General features: G+C 61.9%; 13 protein-coding genes. 8 read left to right on the plus strand and 5 right to left on the minus strand.

Annotated elements, in window-relative coordinates; translation table 11 throughout:
* The first annotated feature begins 169 nt into the window (after positions 1–169).
* The 4 genes from AC5ZG5_RS05585 (at position 170) to AC5ZG5_RS05600 (ending at position 9,974) form a co-directional block, all read left to right on the plus strand.
* Positions 170–3,904: a hypothetical protein gene (locus AC5ZG5_RS05585; RefSeq protein WP_035690253.1), complete on the plus strand. Its 3,735-nt coding sequence runs from the start codon at positions 170–172 to the stop codon at positions 3,902–3,904.
* A 387-nt stretch (positions 3,905–4,291) separates the two neighbouring features.
* A complete protein-coding gene (locus tag AC5ZG5_RS05590) occupies positions 4,292–6,697 on the plus strand; it encodes a phosphoketolase family protein (protein ID WP_456641521.1) in 2,406 nt (801 codons plus the stop codon).
* Positions 6,698–6,801: 104 nt separating this feature from the next.
* Positions 6,802–7,557, plus strand: a complete 756-nt coding sequence (locus tag AC5ZG5_RS05595) for an HAD family hydrolase (protein ID WP_456641522.1) — start codon at positions 6,802–6,804, stop codon at positions 7,555–7,557.
* A 35-nt stretch (positions 7,558–7,592) separates the two neighbouring features.
* Entirely contained in the window at positions 7,593–9,974 is a 2,382-nt protein-coding gene (locus AC5ZG5_RS05600) for a glycoside hydrolase family 65 protein (RefSeq protein ID WP_456641523.1), read from the plus strand.
* Between the two features lie 72 nt (positions 9,975–10,046).
* On the opposite strand, the gene AC5ZG5_RS05605 is transcribed toward AC5ZG5_RS05600, so the two are convergent.
* Complete coding sequence (locus AC5ZG5_RS05605) at positions 10,047–11,819, minus strand: CYTH and CHAD domain-containing protein (protein WP_456641524.1); 1,773 nt, start codon at positions 11,817–11,819, stop codon at positions 10,047–10,049.
* Between the two features lie 551 nt (positions 11,820–12,370).
* On the opposite strand from AC5ZG5_RS05605, the gene AC5ZG5_RS05610 reads away from it, so the two are divergent.
* Positions 12,371–12,766, plus strand: coding sequence for a nuclear transport factor 2 family protein (locus AC5ZG5_RS05610; RefSeq protein WP_456641525.1), 396 nt, complete (start codon positions 12,371–12,373; stop codon positions 12,764–12,766).
* Between the two features lie 40 nt (positions 12,767–12,806).
* On the opposite strand, the gene AC5ZG5_RS05615 is transcribed toward AC5ZG5_RS05610, so the two are convergent.
* The 3 genes from AC5ZG5_RS05615 to tyrS all read right to left on the minus strand — a co-directional run bounded on the left by AC5ZG5_RS05615 (position 12,807) and on the right by tyrS (position 17,157).
* A complete protein-coding gene (locus tag AC5ZG5_RS05615; protein WP_456641526.1) occupies positions 12,807–14,501 on the minus strand; it encodes a methyl-accepting chemotaxis protein in 1,695 nt (564 codons plus the stop codon).
* 102 nt (positions 14,502–14,603) lie between these two features.
* Positions 14,604–15,845, minus strand: coding sequence for an MFS transporter (locus tag AC5ZG5_RS05620; protein WP_456641527.1), 1,242 nt, complete (start codon positions 15,843–15,845; stop codon positions 14,604–14,606).
* A gap of 55 nt (positions 15,846–15,900) precedes the next feature.
* Entirely contained in the window at positions 15,901–17,157 is a 1,257-nt protein-coding gene (tyrS, locus tag AC5ZG5_RS05625) for a tyrosine--tRNA ligase (RefSeq protein WP_456641528.1), read from the minus strand.
* Between the two features lie 164 nt (positions 17,158–17,321).
* On the opposite strand from tyrS, the gene AC5ZG5_RS05630 reads away from it, so the two are divergent.
* On the plus strand, positions 17,322–18,425 hold the full coding sequence (locus tag AC5ZG5_RS05630; RefSeq protein WP_456641529.1) for an anhydro-N-acetylmuramic acid kinase: 1,104 nt from the start codon (positions 17,322–17,324) through the stop codon (positions 18,423–18,425).
* Positions 18,426–18,515: 90 nt separating this feature from the next.
* A complete protein-coding gene (locus tag AC5ZG5_RS05635) occupies positions 18,516–19,190 on the plus strand; it encodes a glutathione S-transferase family protein (protein WP_456641530.1) in 675 nt (224 codons plus the stop codon).
* Between the two features lie 114 nt (positions 19,191–19,304).
* On the opposite strand, the gene AC5ZG5_RS05640 is transcribed toward AC5ZG5_RS05635, so the two are convergent.
* A complete protein-coding gene (locus AC5ZG5_RS05640) occupies positions 19,305–19,952 on the minus strand; it encodes an alpha/beta hydrolase (protein ID WP_028169230.1) in 648 nt (215 codons plus the stop codon).
* A 343-nt stretch (positions 19,953–20,295) separates the two neighbouring features.
* On the opposite strand from AC5ZG5_RS05640, the gene AC5ZG5_RS05645 reads away from it, so the two are divergent.
* Entirely contained in the window at positions 20,296–21,450 is a 1,155-nt protein-coding gene (locus tag AC5ZG5_RS05645) for a cysteine desulfurase family protein (protein WP_456641531.1), read from the plus strand.
* The last annotated feature ends 53 nt before the right edge of the window (positions 21,451–21,503 follow it).

Consider the following 21,503-nt stretch of genomic DNA (forward strand, 5'->3'; position numbering starts at 1 on the left):
GCGGCGATCGGATTTCTGCCGACTGCTGGGCAAGTGTGATGGCGCGGAAGTATGGTCACAAGGATTTCGATGCGTCATCCGTCCGCTCGCCTAACCTGCTTTGAATGTTCGCTCAAATGTTCACTTGGGGCTGAGGGCGACTAACAGTATTAAGCGAGGATTGGCAGCGATGCCGGCACAGGAGCGCTCGATACAGATCGATGGGCGTGCCTTGGGCGGCGATCAACCTCAGCGCCTGCACCGAGAGGCAATGGCAAAGAATACGTCGTCCCAAGGATCGAGCTCCCAAGGATCGCTCCAAGGTCACAGCCCGAATCCGCGTGCCGACGCCCAGTATCGCGGCTGGGGCGACGATGTCGGCTGGGAGGAGCATGACGAGGCTGCCGGCCATCGCGCGCGGCGGCTGTTGTCGCGCTCAGATTCCGGCCTGCACCGGATCGGTGACTTCTTCGGCCCCAGGCGGCGATCGACTCACGGCGGGCGCTGGGTCAAGCGCATCGCCCTGGTGCTGGGCGTGCTGGCGGCGATTTTCATGAGCTGCTTCGGCGCGCTGTGGTGGCGGCTGGGGGCAGGGCCGATCAATCTCGATATGGCGACACCGTGGCTCGCGACTGCGATCGAGGACAATATCGGCCACGGCAACACGGTTGAGGTCGGCGGCACCCAGATCGAGCGCGCCGGTCCAATTCGAATCGCGGTGCGCATCCGCGACATCATCGTACGCGACCGCGACCATGCGATCGTCGCGAGCGCGCCGAAAGCCGAGGTCAAATTGTCCGGCACCGCGCTGCTGATGGGCCAGCTCCGCGCTGAAAGCCTCAACCTCGTTGATGCCGAACTCGCGATCCGGATCACGCCGGACGGCTATGTGACCGTTTCCGCCGGCGATACCGCCAAGCCGCTCGCGACCGGTGTCGCTTCCAAGCATGAGGCGGGCCTGCCTCCGACATTCCCGCGTCCGGTGCCCCCACCGCCGCCGTTATCGCCACCTTCATCGCCGTCCGTCAGCGTCCCGGCGCCGTCTGAGAGCGCGCAGAGCGGTTTGCTCGCCGGCCTCGACTGGCTCGACAGCCTCAGCCTGACCGGTCTCGACGGTCAGAACCTCAACGAGATCGGCCTGAAGAACGGCAACCTTGTCGTCGACGATCAGCAGCGCGGCGGCAAATGGACCTTCGAAAATATCAGCCTGAGCCTGCGGCGGCCGAGCGGCGGCGGCGTGGCGCTGAGCGTCGGCGAAGAGGGCGCCCGTCCATGGTCGCTGCGCGTAGCGGTCGGACCGCTGAGGGATGGCGTGCGGGCGGTCGACCTGCGCGCCGACAAGCTGCCGTCCGCCAATATCCTGCTGGCGCTCAGGGTGAAGGATCTCACCTACGATGCCGAGCTGCCGCTGTCCGGCGACCTAAAGGGTGAACTCGGGCGCGACGGCCTGCCGACCTATTTCCGCGGCAAGATCACCGCCGGCCCCGGCAACCTGATCGACACCGATACACCGGACTATCCGATGGCGATCGATTCGGCCGAAGTGAATGTCGAATGGGACGCTGGACGCCGCGTGCTGCTGGCGCCGTTCAAGATCGTCTCCGGCGCCAACCGCGTCACGCTGCTCGCTCATCTCGAGCCGCCGAATGACGACATCAACGACTGGCAGCTCGGCCTGAGCGGCGGCACCATCCTGCTCGCGGGCATCGACAACGAGCCGCCGCTGATCTTCAACCGCATCGCCGTTGGCTTCCGTTTCGACACCGACAAGAAGCGTGTGCTGCTGACGCAGGCCGATATCAGCAATGGCGAGATCGGCATCGCCGGCACCGGCAGCATCGACTATTCCGGCGAACCGCGGCTGCAGCTCGGGTTTGCGGGCACGCCGATGTCGGCCTCCGCGCTGAAGCGAGTCTGGCCCGCGCTAGTCGTGCCGGAACTGCGCGAATGGGTGATCGAGCGGATCGAGCGCGGCACGCTCCAGCGCATCGAGATCGGCGTCAACTCGCCGGTGCGCAACCTGTCGCGCAAGGGGCCTCCGATCCCGGATGACGGGCTTGCCGTCAACATCGTCGCGAGCGGTGTAGCGGTGCGTCCGGTGGACGAGATGCCCGTGGTTCATGACGCGGATTTGCGGGCGCGGGTGACGGGCCGCACCGCCACCGTCAATATCGCCCAGGGCATCGTCGACACGCCGGGTGGGCGCAAGATCACGCTGTCCGACTTCTCTTTCGAAGTCCCGGACATGGTGCCGAAACCCTCGCCGGCGAAGATCCGGTTCCGCGTCGATTGTTCGGTGCCGGCTTGCGCTGAAATCCTCGCCTCCGATCGCCTCAGCGATGTCTCGGGGACGACATTTGTCGATCCCAATGCGAGCAAGGGAACGGTCTCGGCCACGATCAATCTCGGCCTGCCGGTCAAGGGCGTGCTGACCAAGGAGGACACCACTTACGCCGTCACCGCCGATCTCGGCAGCGTCGCGATCGACAGGCTGGTGATGAACCAGAAGCTCGAGGCCAACGCGCTGAAGGTCGTTGCCAACAATGCGGGCTATCAGGTCAAGGGCGACGTCAAGATCAACGGCCAGCCGGCTTCGCTGGATTACCGCAAGCCGAGCGAGGGCGATGCCGATATCAAGCTGCAGTCAACGCTTGACGATGCCGGCCGCGCGCGACTCGGGCTCGACCTCGGATCCGCGGTGAGCGGCGCAATCCCGGTGAAGGTCGTGGGCAAAATTGCGAGCAGCAGCGATCACGACACCAAGCTCGGCGTCGAGGCGGATCTGACCCAGCTCCGGCTCGACAACATCCTACCGGGTTGGGTGAAGAGTCCCGGCAAGTCGGGCAAGGTCACCTTCAACGTGGTGCAGAAGCCGCAATCGACGCGCTTTGAGGACATCGTCGTCGATGGCGCGGGCGCGTCGATCAAGGGATCGGTGGAGGTCGACCAGAACGGCGATCTGATGAACGTCAACTTCCCGACCTATTCGCCCTCGGAAGGTGACAAGACCACGCTGCGCGCCGACCGCGGGCCCGACGGCGTCTTGAAGGTCTCCATGCGCGGCGACGTGTTCGATGGCCGCGGCTTCCTGCGCACGGCGATTTCGGGCCGCGATGACCCGAAGAACAAGACCAAGAATATCGATTACGACATCGACCTCAAGCTCGGCGCGGTTGCCGGCTTCAATGGCGAAGCGTTGCGCAGCGTCGATGCGAAGGTGTCCAAGCGCAACGGCGCCTTCAAGAGTTTTGCGCTGACAGGCAAGATCGGGCGCGATACGCCCGTGACCGCCGATCTGCGCGGCCGCCAGCAGGGGCGCGAGGTGGTCTACCTGCAGACCAATGACGCCGGCGCGTTCTTCCGCTTCACCGATTTCTATTCGAAGATCGTGGGTGGCCAGCTCACGCTCGCGATGGAGCCGCCGGCGGCGGAGCCGAGCCCCAAGGAAGGACTGATCAACATCCGTGACTTCTCCGTCAAAGGTCAACCCGAGCTCGACCGGATTGCAGCCGGCGGTGCGCCTGGCACGACGAGCGGTGTCGCGTTCAGCGCCTTGCGCGCCGAGTTCACGCGGCAGAGCGGACTGCTCACGATCCGCGACGGCGTCGTGAAGGGGCCGGCGATCGGCGCGACCATCGAAGGCAGCATCGACAACAACGCCAACCAGGTGCGCATGAGCGGCACCTTCGTGCCGATGTATGGGCTGAACAACATGTTCGGCCAGTTGCCGGTGATCGGCCTGGTCCTCGGCGGCGGGAGCAATGAGGGCTTGATCGGCGTGACCTACGAGGTCGTGGGCACACCGGCGCAACCGGTGTTGCGGGTCAATCCCATCTCGGCGATCTTTCCCGGCGTGACGCGGAAGATCATGGAATTCAATACCGGCAAGCAGAACAACCAGATAGAATTCCCGCCGAACAACTGAGCGGCTTGCGGCCTCCCGTTCCTGGCCCACCGAGCTCAAGCCGCGCGTTTCGTCGCTTAAGCCAGAATGTCCGGAATCCACACGCCCAACCGGGGCGTGCGGCGGATATGCCTGCATCGAGCAGATGTCCCTAAACGGACATGCGTTGATCTGGATCAATGAAGGCCATGCCGCGCGGTTCTCTCTCTTGGGCAGCCCCTCAGGATCCGGCGCCGGCCCTGCGCCTTGGCGGGAAGAGAACCTAGTTTCCAGCGAGAAGGCTCTCTATCGCCCCTGCGGATTTGCGCGCGGCGGCGAACGCCGGGCGACAATGCTGCGCTACAGCAGCGAGACTGCCGCGCCGATTGATAATCGGCTCACTCGATAAGATGGAGTTAGGAGGAAACGATGGCAAACACGTTGTCTGATAAAGAGCGGGCAATGATGGATGCGTATTGGCGAGCGTCCAACTATCTTTCGGTCGGTCAGATCTATCTCTACGACAACCCGCTGCTTAAGCAGCCGCTCACGAAGGAACACATCAAGCCGCGGCTTCTCGGTCACTGGGGGACCTCACCCGGTTTGAACTTCATCTACGTTCACTTGAATCGTATCATCAAGAAACACGACCTCGACATGATCTACATCACGGGCCCCGGGCACGGCGGCCCCAGTCTGGTCGCGCATGCCTATCTCGAGGGAACCTACAGCGAGGTCTACCCGAACATCTCGCCCGATGAGCAGGGCATGAAGCGGCTGTTCACCCAGTTCTCGTTCCCTGGCGGTATCCCGAGTCATGTGGCGCCGGAGACCCCGGGTTCAATTCACGAAGGCGGCGAACTCGGGTACGCGCTGTCGCATGCCTATGGGGCTGCCTTCGACAATCCAGATCTGATTGTTGCCTGCGTCGTCGGCGACGGCGAAGCGGAGACGGGACCGCTGGCAACGAGCTGGCATTCCAACAAGTTCTTGAATCCGGCGACCGACGGCGTGGTTTTGCCGATCCTCCATTTGAACGGTTACAAGATTGCCAATCCCTGCATTCTCGCCCGCATCAGCCATGAAGAGCTGGATCAGTTGTTTCGCGGCTACGGCTACACGCCCTATTTCGTCGAGGGGGATGAGCCGGAAAAAATGCACGAACTGATGGCCTCCACGCTCGACAAGATCACCGACGAAATTCAGCGGATAAAGGCGGATGCGCGACGCAGCGGCTTTAGGGAGCGGCCACGCTGGCCGATGATCGTGCTGCGCACCCCCAAGGGCTGGACTTGTCCGAAGGAAATCGATGGCAAGCGGACCGAGGGCTACTGGCGCTCCCATCAAGTGCCGATGGGCGCGATGCACGAGAACAACGCCCATGTCCGCCTGCTTGAAGAGTGGATGAAGAGCTACCGACCCGCGGAGCTTTTTGATGACAGCGGGCGGCTTCGCCCCGAGTTGGCCGACCTTGCTCCTCGAGGAACGCGTCGCATGAGCGCCAATCCGCACACGAATGGCGGATTACTGCTGCGTGAACTGCGACTGCCGGATTTCCGCGAATATGCAGTCGAGGTGCGCGAGCCCGGCGCCGCTATCGCAGAGTCCACGCGGATCATGGGGCGGTTTCTGCGCGACGTGATGAAGCTCAATATGGAGCATCGGAATTTCCGGCTTTTCAGTCCGGATGAGAACAACTCCAACCGATGGCAAGACGTGCTGGAGGTCACCAACCGTGCCTGGGTCGCGGAAACCTATCCGTGGGACGACCATCTGGCGCCGGATGGGCGCGTAATGGAAATGCTCAGCGAGCACCAGTGTCAGGGGTGGCTCGAGGGCTATCTACTGACCGGTCGGCACGGCTTCTTCTCGTGCTATGAGGCGTTCATCCACATCATCGATTCCATGTTCAACCAGCACGCCAAGTGGTTGAAGGTCTGCAGCCACATCCCCTGGCGACGCCCTATCGGTTCCCTGAACTATCTTTTGTCCAGCCATGTCTGGCGCCAGGACCACAACGGTTTCAGCCATCAAGACCCCGGGTTCATCGATCATGTCGTGAACAAGAAAGCTGAAGTCATCCGGGTGTATCTGCCACCCGACGCGAATTGTCTGCTCTCTGTCACTGACCATTGCCTGCGCAGCCGGAACTACGTCAACGTCGTCGTCGCGGGCAAGCAGCCTGCTCCTCAGTGGCTGACAATGAACGAGGCGGTCAAGCACTGCGAAGCTGGATTAGGCATCTGGCAGTGGGCCAGCAACGACAAGGGTGGCGAGCCCGATGTCGTGATGGCTTGTTGTGGTGACGTGCCGACTCTGGAGACGCTTGCCGCCGTCGACCTGCTTAGACGGCATGCGCCCGATCTCAAGGTGCGCGTCATCAACATTGTCAATCTGATGAAACTGCAGCCACCGAGCGAACACCCGCACGGTCTCTCGGATCAGGATTTCGATGCGTTGTTCACCACGGACAAGCCGATCATCTTTGCCTTCCATGGTTATCCCTGGCTGATTCACCGATTGACCTACCGGCGCACCGGCCATGACAATCTCCATGTGCGCGGCTACAGGGAGGAGGGTACCACCACGACCCCGTTCGACATGTGCGTGCTCAACGATCTCGATCGCTTCCACCTCGTGGCTGACGTCATTGACCGTGTGCCAAAGCTCGGATCGCGGGCGGCTTATGCCAAGCAGGCCATTCGCGACAAGCTCATCGATCACAAGGCATACATTGCCCGGTATGGGGACGATATGCCCGAGATCACGGGCTGGAGATGGGGGAACGAGGCAGCGTCCACCGCGGTTCGTTCCACAGAGGCGGATAACGTCTAACCCGGTCGGCGGGAGACGAACGTGAAGGTGTTCGCGATGTCGTCTCACAAGACCCGCCGGGCGGTTCCGGCGGGTAGGTCCTTGGGTCAAGAGGAGGGTGATCCATGCCGCAACCCGAGAGCAAACGCATCAACCGCGACCAGTACGACGCCGTCCTTTTTGACCTCGATGGTGTATTGACGGATACAGCCAATCTCCACGCGACCTGTTGGAAGCAGATGTTCGATGAGTATCTGCTGGAGCGTGCGAGGGAGACGGGGACAGCATTTCGTCCGTTCGACATCGACGCCGACTACCGGCTGCACGTCGATGGCAAACCCCGTTACGATGGCGTGCGTGATTTCCTGAGATCGCGCGGCATCGAACTTCCCGAGGGAGACCCAGGGGACCCTGCACAAGTCGAGACAGTGTACGGGCTCGGAAACCGCAAGGACGACCTGGTGGACCGCGCGATCGTGGAGGTTGGCGTAGAGCCTTACGCCGGAAGTCTGCAATTCATCCATCAGCTCCGCCGCAATGGCTTCAAGATTGCTGTAGTCACCTCGAGTCAAAACTGCGCGTCTGTCCTGAGGGCGGCTGGGCTGGACGAGTTCTTCGAGGTGCGGGTCGACGGCAACGTGATCCTGGAGCAACGTCTCTCCGGAAAGCCGGCTCCGGACACATTCCTGCTCGCGGCAAGGCTCCTCGGCGTTGAACCGATACGGACGATCGTGATCGAGGATGCCATTTCGGGAGTCCAAGCCGGATCCAATGGAAACTTTGGGCTGGTGATCGGTGTCGCTCGCAAGGGAAATGCGGATGAGCTGAAGCATCATGGTGCTCATCTGGTAGTCGGCGACTTGGCCGAACTAACCGATTGATCAATGCCAAATGCTGCCTTGGGAGAAACAGCCCGATGCTACACCATGAACGGCTCCGGCCCCCATCGCGCGATTATCCGGCCGATGAGTGGAACGTTATCGAAAGGTCCTTTCGACCGGATTTTCTGGCCCAGCTCGAAACGATGCTGGCTCTCGGCAATGGATATGTTGGCCTGCGCGGCGGCCCGGAGGAAGGCGGCCCGAACGTCGAGAACGGCACATTCATCAACGGGTTTTATGAAACCTGGCCTATCGTCTACGGAGAAGACGCTTTTGGCTTCGCCAAAACTGGCCAGACGATCTGCAATGTGACGGACAGCAAGATCATCAAGCTCTTCGTGGACGACGAACCGTTCTGGTTACCCGATGCACAGCTCCTGGCTTACGACCGGCGTCTCAACATGAAGGCCGGCACACTCGATCGGACCGTGCTCTGGGAGACACCCTCCGGCAAGCAGGTGTCGATCACGTCCCGGCGTCTGGTCTCCTTCGCGAACAGGCATGTGGTCGCTATCTCGTATCGTGTGACACTCGTCGATGCTCAGGCATTTGTCGCAATTTCCTCGGAGATGGCTACCAATAAACCAAGCGACGGCGGCAATCGCGATGATCCGCGCCTGGCAAGGGCGTTTTCCGGGCGAGTACTTCATCCACAAACCAACTACTCCAAAGATCAGCGCATCGTGTTGTGCCATGCGACGGAAAAGAGCCGCTGTATGTTGGCATGTGCGACGGACCACACGATGGAGAGTTCCTGCTCGCACTCGCATAAGGCCGCCTGCACCCCTGACTTCGGCCAGGTTGCTTACACGGTCGATGCCAAGCCCGGCTGTCCGATCCAGCTCACCAAGTACATGGTCTATCACACCTCCCAGACGGCATCGGCCGAAGAGCTCTGCGGCCGCGCTGAATGGACATTGGATCGGGTCGTGACCCAGGGATTCCAGCCGCTGCTGGCCTCTCAAGGGCAGTACATGGACGATTTTTGGCGCCGAAGCGATGTTCATATCAAGGACATCAGTGAACACCGAGCAAAGCGCAGCACCGTAGAGATCCAGCAAGCGATCCGCTTCAATCTATTTCATATTCTGCAAGCCTCCGCTCGCGCGGAGGGAGCGGGCGTGCCGGCGAAAGGACTTACCGGACAGGCTTATGAAGGACACTACTTCTGGGATGCGGAAATCTACGTGTTGCCGTTTCTGATCTATACGTCCCCGCGGATCGCAAGGAACCTTCTGGCGTTTCGTTACAAAATGCTCCCTCAGGCGCGGGCACGCGCGAGAGAATTGGGCCATCGAGGGGCGATGTACCCCTGGCGCACGATCAGCGGAGAGGAAGCATCCGCATACTACGCCGCGGGCACCGCGCAATACCACATCAACGCCGACATTATGTACGCAGTGCGCAAGTACGTGCAGGCGACGGGTGACGACGCGTTCTTGCGAAAGTATGGAGCCGAAATGCTCGTTGAAACAGCCCGACTGTGGCTGGACCTTGGCTTCTATTCGGACGCAAAGGGGGGACAGTTTTGCATCAACGGTGTCACTGGGCCTGATGAATACAACGCGGTCGTAAACAACAACGCCTATACGAACTTGATGGCTCGCGAAAACCTTCGTTACGCCGCCGAGGTTGTCGAAGTTCTACGTGCAGCAGAACCAGACGCATACGACGAGCTTGCGCGAAAAACCGCGCTCGATCTCTCCGAGGTGAGCGCATGGATGCGAGCGGCGGAGAACATGTATGTGCCGTCGGACGAAACGCTGAAGGTTATTCTTCAGGATGACAACTTTCTCGACAGGGAGCCGTGGGATTTCCGCAACACACCGCGCGAGCACTATCCGCTGCTGCTGTTTTATCACCCGCTGAACATCTACCGAAAGCAGGTGATCAAGCAGGCAGATGTGGTGTTGGCGATGTTCCTGTTGGGCGACGCCTTCTCGTCAGAAGTCAAGAAGCGCAACTTCGATTTCTACGATCCATTGACGACAGGCGACTCGTCACTGTCCTCCTGCGTCGAGGCAATCATTGCCGCCCAAGTCGGCGACATGGACAAAGCAATCCGGTACGGCATGGCGGCCCTGCTGATGGACCTGGCCGATGTGGGAGGCAACGTGAAGGATGGTTGCCATATCGCCTCTATGGGCGGCACGTGGATGATGCTCACCTACGGTTTTGGCGGGATGCGGGACGATGATGGAACGTTATCGTTCTGGCCACGCCGTGCGCCCGAGGAAAACGCAATCCTTCGATTCCCCATAACCTACCGTGACCAGTTGCTGGAGGTCGAAATTGGCCTGGAGACGGTGGAGTACGCGTTGCGTGAAGGTGAACGCCTCGTGATCCGCCACGAGAAGCAAGAGGTGGAGCTGACACGGGAGCATCCGGTGGCCGTTCGGCCGGTTTCGAGAAGGTGAGCGAGCCTGGATGACGGCCACAGCAACCGGAAACGGACGCGGCCTAAACGCCCGGGCGGAGGTGAGAAGCAATCACGCCTCTGCTGCCCTCAACCACGGTGCTTTGGTTTTCCTGAAATCCTGCCACGCGTTTCGCAGGCGCGCCTCAACGCCGATCGATGCGTGTGCCTGCCAGCCGGTTATGGCGGCTGCAGCGGTGCCGCTTTGGGAGAACTCGTCACCGAGCTCAGCGAAAAGACCGTCTGTGATCGCCATGTCGTTAAAGGAACCAAGTTCCTCCTGCAGGTCGGCCAGCCCGCGAGAGAATCGCCTGACGGACTTTCGCTCTCCATAGAGCGGTAACAGGAAGTCGGCGACGTAGCGCAGTCGCTTCGCAGCGAGCCTCAACCGGTGCAGTTTTTCCGCCGGAAGCGATTTGAAGCGGCGGCCGCGCTTGAGCACTTTCGCATGCTGCTCCGACAGGATGCGTCCGGCAAAGTTGATGGCGGGCTCGACCAGTCGTCCAAGGTCTTCGGGTGAGACGTCGCTGCGCCACCCCCTGGCCTCAATCCAGCCGCCGAGGCCGATCAGGAAACTTGAGCAGCGGCGGTCGGCCAGCGCGAGACGTACCTTCTGGTAGGCGGCAGATCGGCGTTTCTCTGCGAGCTGTTCCAGGGCATCAAAGCCCGCGACCGAGGGACAGGCCTGCGCGATGGTCGGCAGCGTGCCCCGTTGAAACATATCCCAATCGCGTGCAGGGGAAAGGTTTCGTGCCAGCCACCTTGCTTCCGACCGGAACGAGTCGAGGTTGCCCAACGGCCCAACGGATCGCATCAAGTCCAGAGCCGCGCGCAGGCGGCGCAGCGACACGCGAAGCTGATGGACTCCCTCAGGATCGCGACCGTCCTCGGCGGCCGCGACAGACCCAAGAAGATGGTGGAGGCAGGAGCGCAGTATCTTTGCGAAGGCCTCATCGAGCGATATTGACGGATCGAGGCGAAGCTTTCGTGGCTTCCGCAGGGCGGGGGACGCGTTGGCCGCGAGCTCAAAGCCGCGCGCCGACTTGCTGCGGATTGACGGTCGCACGGACCCATGGTCCGCGAGCCGAAGTGCGAGGTCGTAAATCGCGCTGGCGCTTCCAGCCTTGAGCTCCAATTCGATTTCGCTCACAGGCATCGATTGATCGCCCGACTTCAGCACTCCCTGGTCGAAAGCGACCTCGATCGTTCCGGATGGCAGCTCAACGATGCGCGTGTGCCGGTGGATATCCGCGGTGAAGATTGCCTCGAGCTGATGACGTCTAAGGTCCGAGCGAAGTTTGGGTGGGATGAAGGGGATCGCCAGTTCGACATCGGGAGCAATGGAAGGGATATTTGCCTCCCACTCGCCGCGCCGGAGCGGATCGTCTCCGAGTTCGGCTTTCACGGTCTGCACGAACCGTGCGCCGTTCTGACGAACCCGCAGGCTTAATCCATTTCGTCTCAGCGTCTGCTCGGGCGTATCGTAATAGACGGACTTGAGGTGTTTTCGTGTGCCCTTGTTGCGCGCGTTCGTCGCGATGATCGGAGCGGCGTTGAAATCCGCCATGCGATCAGCATCAACCAGAAGCTTGAGCTCGATCTCGCTGCCGCCAGGCGTGGCACCGTTTTGCGCAGGGATTTCTGACGTTACGTCATTCCACTGATATTGCGCCTGATGAAGTGGATCGTTCGGCGGTTCCTGCGAACGAAGCTCCGCGACGCCATGTTGCCGGCCGGCAACAGAGTGGTTCGGCCTTTTGTTGTCCTGTGTGGCAATGGTGCCATCAAGCCCGTGGGCGGCGCGTGCACTTTCCCGGGCGGGCTCTGGCGTATCAGTTTCTGACATGTGCGATTGTGTGACGGTTGGATGACGATTCGATAACACATCGCGGCGCGATCCAAAAGGAGAACGACATCAATCTACCCCGGGGAGCTCATCCGTTTGGGTGAGCCAGATCAAGCTGGTTTTTTCGCCCTCGAAATCCAGTCCGGTCCTCCCGATGGAACCGACGCATCGTCACAAAGGTCAGCGAGGTTTACGCTATGCTTGAGAAGCCACGCATGCGATGGTGAACCCCAGATCGTGATCAGCACCACGCAACATGTTCCAATCTCTGTGCTGCGCAGGAAGCCAGTCAAAGGCTGAGTGACGTCGCTATCTGGAGCAATGAGACCAAGTCTTGCGGGGGCGCTGACATCAGCACTCGTGCTTTCACAATGTCTGATGCAGGCTGGATATTGCTGCGTTTACCGTGACGGTCGCTCTTGAGCCCACAAACTCAATTGCGCCTGTAATTGAGCATTCGAGAAAGATGGCAGTGGCCTAGTTTCTGCAGAGATCCAGGTCAGGTGTGTGCTGGATCAACTCGACGTGCGTCGCGCAGGTGGGAGATTGAGATGGATGATCGAACCATGCGGGTGGCGCTGGAGCGCCATTGGGATGCTTCAGACGCGAGCGATTTCCAGGTCGAGCATGAAATCTATCACGAGGACGCTGTGCTTGATTATCCGCAATCTGGCGAGCGGATCCGCGGACGGCACAACATTCAAGAGAGCCGATTCCTCCAGCCAAACAAGAAGCGTTTTACGGTCCGTCGAATTGTCGGCAGCGGCGATCTCTGGATCACAGAATTCGTACTTACCTATGACGGCATACCGTCCTACACGGTGAGCATCATGGAATTCCGCGAAGGGCTGGTGGCCCACGAAACGCAATATTTCGCCGATCGATTTGACCCGTCGCCTTCGCGTGCGCATCTTGTCGAGCGAGTAGGCGAAGTCACATCCTTCTAGATGTCTGGACTTCGCTCTATCTCCTCGCAACGAGACTGGCTCACGCGGCGCGAACGCCGGCGAGGAAGGTCGAGACTTCGCCGGAGAGCTGTTCGGCCTGCTTGGACAGGTTGCTGGCTGCGGTCAGAACGAGGCCGGCGGCGTTGCCGGTCTCGTTGGCGGCAGCGCTGACGCCGCCGATATTGGTCGTGACCTCCTTGGTCGCTTCCGCCGTCTGCGACACGCTGCGTGCAATTTCGGCCGTCGCCGCGCCCTGTTGCTCGATCGCGGAGCCGATCGATGTCGCGATGGTGCTGACTTCCTCGATCGTGGCGGTGATGCCGTCGATCGCCTCGACGGCTTCCTTGGTCGCGCCCTGGATCTGCGCGATGCGCGTGCCGATCTCCTTGGTGGCTTCCGCGGTCTGGCTTGCGAGGCTCTTGACCTCGGAGGCGACCACGGCAAAGCCGCGGCCGGCTTCACCGGCACGCGCGGCTTCGATGGTGGCGTTGAGCGCCAGCAGGTTGGTCTGTTCGGCAATGCTGGAGATCAACTCGGCGACATGCTCGATCTGCTGGGCGCCATCGGCGAGCGCCCGCACGATGGTGTCGGTGCGGCGCGCGCTTGCGACGGCGCGGCCGGTGACATTGGCCGACTGGGCGACCTGGCGGCTGATCTCGGAGATCGATGAGGACAACTCCTCGGCCGCCGAGGCCACGGTCTGCACGCGGGAGCTTGCCTCCGTTGCCGCCGAGCCGACCACCGAGGCCCGATGATTGGTGCCCTCGGCGGTTGCGGACATCGACTTTGCGGTGGCTTCAAGCTCGCTGGATCCCGACGCCATCAGTCCGACGAGCTGGCCGACCGATGCATCGAAGCGATCGGCGAGCGCGATCAAGGCGTCGCGCTTTTCCTTCTCGCTCCGCTCCTTGGTTGCATCCTGTTCCGCTTCCAGCGCCCGTGCGGTGATCGCGGTCTGCCGCAGCACCTCGAGCGTTTCCGCCATGCGCCCGATCTCGTCGCCGCGGCCGGTCTCCTCGACCGCTTCGTCGAGCGAGCCTTCGGCAATGCGCTGCATCCGGTTCTTCTGGCGATCGAGCGCTCCGACCACGTCGCGGGCAATCAGCCATGACAACAGCCCCATCAGCAGCATCAGGCCGCCGCCGACCGCGCCGAGCTCCAGCAGCAGCGCATTCACGTCGGCGTCGATATCATCGACATAGAGCCCGTAGCTCATGACGATGTTCCACGGCTCGAAGCCGCGAGCAAAGATCATTTTCCGCAACGGCACGGTCCCGCCGGGGCGTGGATAAAGATAGGATGTGGTCCCGCCTTCCAGTTTCTGCCGGGCGGCGCCTATAATGGCGTCGGCAATCAGGACGCCATTGGAATCGATTGCACCGGTGATTTTGCCTTCGAGCTGGGGATTGGCGGCGTTCAATAAGATCGAAGTGTCGGCATTGTAAGTGACGGAATAGCCTTGGCCGTTGTTGAAGGTCATTTTCCGGCCGCGCTGGCGAAACTGCACCTTGGCCTCGGCGACCGTCATCTTCCCTGCGGCGACGTCGTCCTGCAGCGACTGCGCCACGCCGTAAAGCAGGTCGACCGCCGTCCGCATCTGTGCGACGCGATCGTCCAGCATGCGGCTTCGGCTGAGCCAGGCCGATCCCGCGACGATCGCGAACACGGTCAGTGCCGCGAGAGCCACGATGCTGGCGAGTTTGGTGCGGATCGTCAGTCGGCTGAGAATGTTCATTGCGGCCTCTGCGGAAAATCGTGTCCCGAGGCATAACAGGAACTGGCTTACCAATAGTGAATACGGCGCGCCATCAAGGGGATACCTCTGGGACGCGCTCGATCAGCGGCGCAGCGCCGGCACGACCAGGAATGGGATCATTCCGAGGATCACGCTGACCAGCGCGAATGCGATCACCGGGTTGTAGCTGTGGGCGAAGTCGTGAATCAGGCCGCCGGCCCAGGACCCGAACGCGGAGCCGAGCCCGCTGCCGATCGAGATGGTGCCATAGATGGTGCCGACCCGCTTGCCGCGGAAAATCTTCATCGCGGTGGCCGTGATCAGCGGGCCGCGCGAGCCGATCATGCTGCCGAAGGTGACGACGAAGCCGGTGAGCAGCCAGACGTTCGGATACCACTGCAGCAGCCAGAGCAGGATGATGCCGACGATCGAGATTCCATAGCTGAGCAGGACCGACGGTCGGCGGCCGATGATGCTGTCGAGTTCGGACACGCCGAGCATGCCGAACAGCAGCACGACGCCGCTGAACCCCCAGGCGGTCGCGGCCTGCAGCGGTGGAAAGCCCGCGTCGATCAGATAGGCAACGATTTGCGCCGAGATCGCATACATGCCGATCGCGGTGAAGAAGAAGGTCGCAAACAGCGCCCAGAAGGCGTGATGACGCATTGCGCCGAGCAGCGTCCAGCCCTGGTCGACGATGTCAGGATCGGCCTTCTTCACCACATGCGGCGAGCCGCGCGAGAACCGCCGCCACGGCAACAGCAATAGCGGCACCAGCAGGCACAACGCCGTGATGCCGAATATCTGGTAGGCGCCGCGCCAGCCGACGCCATCGATCAAAAGCTGCGAGGCCGGGAGCAGCACGAGCACGCCGGCGCCGGCCGCGGAATAGACCACCGCCATCGCGGTCGGCAGGCGAGGGCCGAACCAGCGGCCGAGCAGGATCGAGTTCGGCACATTGCCGATGAAGGCGATCCCGATTCCGACGCAAAGGCCAATGCTGAACTGCAACTGCCAGAGATATTGCGCATACGCCGCGACCAGGAACGAGCCGCCGAGCAGCAGCAGTCCCAGCGCATAGACGGCTCGCGGCCCCGAATGATCGAACAGGCGACCGATCAGTGGCGCGGTCAGGCCGCCGGCAAGCCAGGTCAGCGAATAGACCGAAACGGTCTGCGCGCGATCCCAGCCGAAACTTTCCGAGATCGGTTTCAGGAAGACGGTGAAACTCTCGCCGAGGCCGCGGCCGATCAGCGCGAGCACAAAGCACAGCGCGAGCACATTGAGCGCGACGCGCGTCGGCGGCTTCGCTGCAACTTCCTCCCCGGGCGTATTCTTGTCCATGCGAAGAGGGAGCGCGTTTCCGCAGCTCCCCACAAGTCGCAAAAAGCGAATGCGCCTATGCAGCCTTCAACAGGACGTGCCGTTTCTTGCCGAGCGACAGCTTGATCACGCCTTCCGCCGTGAGGTCGGACGGCGTCAGCATCATCTTCTCGTCGGTGACGGCGACATCGTTGACGCGCAATCCGCCGCCCTTGATCTGGCGGCGCGCCTCGCCGTTAGAGGCGACAAGGCCGGCTTTCACATAGGCAGCCAGCACGCCGATGCCGGCATCCAGCTCGCCGCGCGGAATTTCGACCGTGGGCAGCGTCTCGGCCAGTGCGCCTTCCTCGAAGGTGCGTCGCGCGGTTTCGGCGGCCTCAACCGCGGCATCGCGGCCATGGAGCAGGGCGGTCGCCTCCGTCGCCAGCACCTTCTTGGCCTCGTTGATCTCGGAGCCCTGCAGTGCCTCCAGTTTCCCGATCTCGCTCATTGAAAGCGTCGTGAAGAGTTTCAGGAAGCGTCCGACGTCGGCGTCTTCCGTGTTGCGCCAGTATTGCCAGTAATCGTAGGGGCTGAACTGGTCGGCGTTCAGCCAGACCGCGCCGGCGGCGGTCTTGCCCATCTTGGCGCCGGAAGCCGTGGTCAACAGCGGTGTCGTCAATGCGTAGAGCTGATGAGTGCCCATGCGGCGGCCAAGGTCGACACCGGTGACGATGTTTCCCCATTGATCGGAGCCGCCCATCTGTAGATTGCAACCGTAGCGACGTGCCAGTTCCACGAAGTCGTAGGACTGCAGGATCATGTAGTTGAATTCGATGAAGCTCATTTCCTGGTCCCGATCGAGACGGAGCTTGACCGAGTCCATGGAAAGCATGCGGTTCACGGAAAAGTGCCGACCGATATCCCGCAGCATTTCGATGTAATTGAGCTTGGTCAGCCACTCCGCATTGTCGGCCATCACGGCATCGGTCTTGCCGTCTCCGAACGTCAGGAAGCGTTTGAAGACGTGCTTGATGGATTCCTTGTTGGCGTCGATTTGCTCGATGGAGAGAATTTGACGCGTTTCGTCCTTGCCCGAGGGGTCGCCGACGCGCGTGGTGCCGCCGCCCATCAACGTGATCGGTTTGCCGCCTTTGGTTTCCTGCAGCCAGTGCAGCATCATGGCCGACAACAAATGGCCGATATGCAGGGATGGGGCCGTGCAGTCGTAGCCGACATAGGCCACGACGTCTCCCTTGGCGGCGAGCGCGTCGATGCCCGCCGCGTCCGACACCTGATGAATGAAGCCGCGCCACTGCAGCTCATTCATAAAATCCGATTTAAATGTAGTCATTTGTCGGCGACTCTGATCATGCTTGTTTTACGGTATTTGCATCCAGTTGGGGAACCCCGACCGAACGGACTGCCGCCGCAGGGGGCGCTGTGGCATTATAAGATGTGCTTGTTTGATACAAGCCGGGCGTCAGGGCAGGACAAGAGGCGTCGAAGGCTGCAGGCATGATGTTGACCGCACTCGGTCTGATGAGCGGGACCTCGCTCGACGGGGTTGACGTCGCACTGATCGAAACCGACGGAAAGCAGGTCAAGTCGTTCGGGCCGTCCGGCTACCGGTCCTACACCAATGCCGAGCGCAGCCTGCTGCGCCAAGCACTTACCGAGGCCGTCCATCTATCGCACCGTGACGCCCGGCCCGGGATCCTGGCCGACGCCGAACGTGCCGTGACGCTGGCGCATGCCGAGGCGGTTGCCGCCTTCACCGCACAGAATCGCATCACGCCGGAAGATATCGACATTGTCGGTTTCCACGGTCAGACCGTGCTGCACCGGCCGGAGCGCCGATTGACGGTGCAGATCGGCGATGCCGCGGCGCTGGCGAAAATGGTCCACATTCCCGTGATGCATGATTTTCGCGCCGCCGATGTCGAGGCCGGCGGGCAGGGCGCGCCCCTCGTGCCGGTCTATCACCGGGCACTGGTGCAATCCGTGCAGCGCGAGGGGCCGACCGTGGTGGTCAATGTCGGCGGGGTCTCCAACATCACCTATATCGACGGCACTGACACGCTGATCGCCTGCGACACCGGTCCCGGCAACGCGCTGCTCGACGACTACATGTTCCGCGTCATGAGCCAGCCGTTCGATTGCGACGGCCGGTTTGCCGCGCAGGGCAGGGCCGATGAGGCCTGGATTGCGCGCGCGCTGGAATTGCCCTTTTTCGCGCTGCCGCCGCCGAAATCGCTGGACCGTAATGATTTCGCCGCATTGAAGCTCGGGGACGTCACGCCCGCCGACGGCGCGGCGACGCTGACCGCCTTCACTGCGGCCACGATCGCCCGCGTGCTGCCGCTATTGCCGAAGGTGCCGAAGAGCTGGATCGTTGCCGGCGGCGGCGCGCGCAATCTGACCATGCTGCGGATGCTGCGCGAGCGGGTTGCGCCCGCGACCGTCGAAGCAGCCGATGCGCTCGGCTGGTCGCCGGACGCGATCGAGGCGCAGGCCTTCGGCTTCCTTGCCGTGCGCGGGATGAAGGGCCTGCCGCTCAGCTATCCCGCCACGACCGGCGTGCCTATTCCTATGACCGGGGGCATCATCGTGCGACCTTAAGCCGTTAGATGCAATTGCATCCTTTCTTGACTGTTTCATGCAAATGCATTTAGGTGCATGCGAGTGCTTGAAACCAGCGAGGAGTTCGCCATGGCCGCGTTGAAACTGATCAGCCACAAGCTCTGTCCCTATGTGCAGCGCGCGGTGATCGCGCTTAACGAGAAGGGCGTCGCCTTCGAACGGATCGATATCGATCTCGCCAACAAGCCGGACTGGTTCCTGAAGATATCGCCGCTCGGCAAGGTGCCGGTGCTGACGGTTGCGACCGACAAGGGCGAGGTGGCGCTGTTCGAGAGCAACGTGATCTGCGAATATATCGAGGAGACGCAAGCCGGCGCCAAGCTGCATCCGCTGGACCCGCTGGCGCGCGCCGAACATCGCGCCTGGATGGAATTCGGCTCTGCCACCTTAAGCGATCTCTGGGACCTCGAGATTGCCAAGGATGCCGCGACCTTCGAGGCCAAGCGGGAGGCGGTCACTGCCAAATTCGCCCGCGTCGAGGCGGCACTCGGCGCGGGTCCGTACTTTGCGGGCGAGAAATTCAGCCTGGTGGATGCGGTGTTCGCGCCGATCTTCCGCTATTTCGATGTGTTCGACGAATTCATCGACCTTGCGGTGTTCAACGACATGCCGAAGGTGCGGAAGTGGCGCGCGGAGCTGGCGAAGCGTCCGAGCGTGAAGGCCGCGGTCGGCGCCGAGTATCCGCAATTGCTGCGCGCCTTCCTCAAGCAGCATGACGCGCATGTGTTGAAGCTTGCGGCGTAACGCGCCGCAGCGCCGTAGGATGGGTAGAGCAAAGCGAAACCCATCGCCTTCACGACACGCGGCCCGAGTGATGGGTTTCGCTTCGCTCTACCCATCCTACCGAGCCGCACTGCCTTAGCGCACGTTGGCGAGGCGCATGTCGAGATAGCCGGTGACGGTTTCCATCAACGGCTCGAGCTTGCCGTCGAAGAAATGGTTGGCGCCGGGGATGATCTGCTGATCAATCACGATGCCCTTCTGTGTCTTCAATTTCTCGACCAGCGTGTTGACGTCCTTGGGCGGCACCACGGCGTCCTTGTCGCCATGCACGATCAGCCCGGAGGACGGGCAGGGCGCCAGGAACGAGAAGTCATAGAGATTAGCCGGCGGCGCGATCGAGATGAATCCCTCGACCTCGGGCCGGCGCATCAGGAGCTGCATGCCGATCCAGGCGCCGAACGAAAAGCCCGCGACCCAGCAGGCACGTGCCTCGGGATTGATGCTCTGCGCCCAGTCGAGCGCGGAGGCCGCGTCCGACAATTCGCCGGTGCCGTGGTCGAACGAGCCCTGGCTGCGGCCGACCCCGCGGAAGTTGAAGCGCAGCACCGAGAAGCCGCGATGCGCAAAGGCATAGTAGCACTGGTAGACGATCTGGTGATTCATCGTGCCGTGAAACTGCGGGTGCGGATGCAGGATCATGGCGATCGGCGCGTTCTTCTGCTTGGCCGGGTGGTAGCGGCCTTCGAGACGGCCCGCCGGGCCGTTGAAAATAACTTCAGGCATCAGTGATCCCTTGAGTGATCCTACGCTTGACCCTTGGTTGGCGCTGAGCAATCAACCGAGTTGTGCTGACTTCATCGGCCCCCGGCAGATAAAGTGGCTGGATTTACCGTGAACGGCGCCGTCAGGCGGCTTCCCGCGAACGAACGACGCCTCGGTTGGTTTTTGAGGCCCGCGTTCTAGCATGAGGCGAGGGGCAAAAAGCAAGCATATTGAACAACGCCAAGCGTGTTCAATGCGTTAGCCGGTGATTGCGGGCGGCGCGGCAATCACCAACTGGCCTAGGGATTCGAGCGAAGATTGCAGACAAGGACCCGTAAGAAATTCTGAGGTATTATAATACTCCATGACGAATCGCGTCTATCTCGACTGGAATGCGACCACGCCGCTTCGCCCCGAGGCGAAGGCGGCGATGGCGGTGGCATGGGAGCTGTGCGGCAATCCGTCCTCGGTGCATGCCGAGGGGCGGCAGGCACGTCGGCTGGTCGAGGACGCCAGGAGCGCGATCGCCGCGGCGGTGGGCGCTAAGGCGCAGGACGTGGTGTTTGCCTCAGGCGGCACGGAAGCGAACGTGCTGGCATTGACGCCTGGGGTGCGACGTAGCGGTAGTGCTCCCGTCCAGCGGCTCCTGGTGTCTGCGATCGAGCATGCCTCGGTGCTATCAGGCGGGCGCTTTGCGGCTGAAGCGATCGAGACCGTGGCTGTGACATCGTCAGGCGTGCTGGACCTCGATAACCTCCGTAGCAAGCTGGCCGATGGCCCGCCCGCATTGGTGTCGGTGATGCTGGCCAACAACGAGACCGGCGCGCTGCAGCCGGTCGAGAAGGCGGCCGAGATCGTTCATGCGGCCGGCGGACTGCTCCACGTCGATGCGATCCAGGCCTTCGGGAAAATTCCCTTCGCTCTCGAATCATTGCAGGCGGATCTGGTGACGCTGTCCGCGCACAAAGTCGGCGGCCCCAAGGGCGTCGGGGCCGTGGTCCTGGCGGAGGGAGTGGAGAGGCTCGAACCCCTGTTGCGCGGCGGCGGCCAGGAACTCGGGCGCCGCGCCGGTACGGAGAACGTCGCCGGCATCTCGGCCTTTGGCGCGGCTGCCAAGGCCGCGATGGCGGGCCTCGAGACCGACGCAGTCCGGCTGCGGGCCCTGAGGGACCGACTTGAGGCTGGCCTGAGAGAAGTAAGTGGTATTATTGTATTCTCGGACGGCGTGCCGAGGCTGCCAAATACCACGCTATTCACCGTCCCAGGTTTGAAGGCGGAAACCGCCGTGATCGGCTTCGACCTAGCTGGAATCGCGGTATCTTCGGGTTCCGCCTGTTCCTCGGGAAAGGTCCAGCCGTCACATGTGCTGGGCGCGATGGGGTTCCGGCCGGACCTCGCCCAGGGAGCAGTGCGGCTTAGTCTTGGCTGGTCTACATCCACCACAGACATAGATTTGGCCGTAAAGGCTTGGCTAAAGCTCGCCGATACCTTACTTAGAGTGGGACGAAACACAGCTTGAACGGTTCTAAGCGGGTTTTTCGTCCACTAAGCAACCGTACCACTTTTAGAACT

The organism is Bradyrhizobium sp. Ses1 (genome assembly GCF_059512365.1).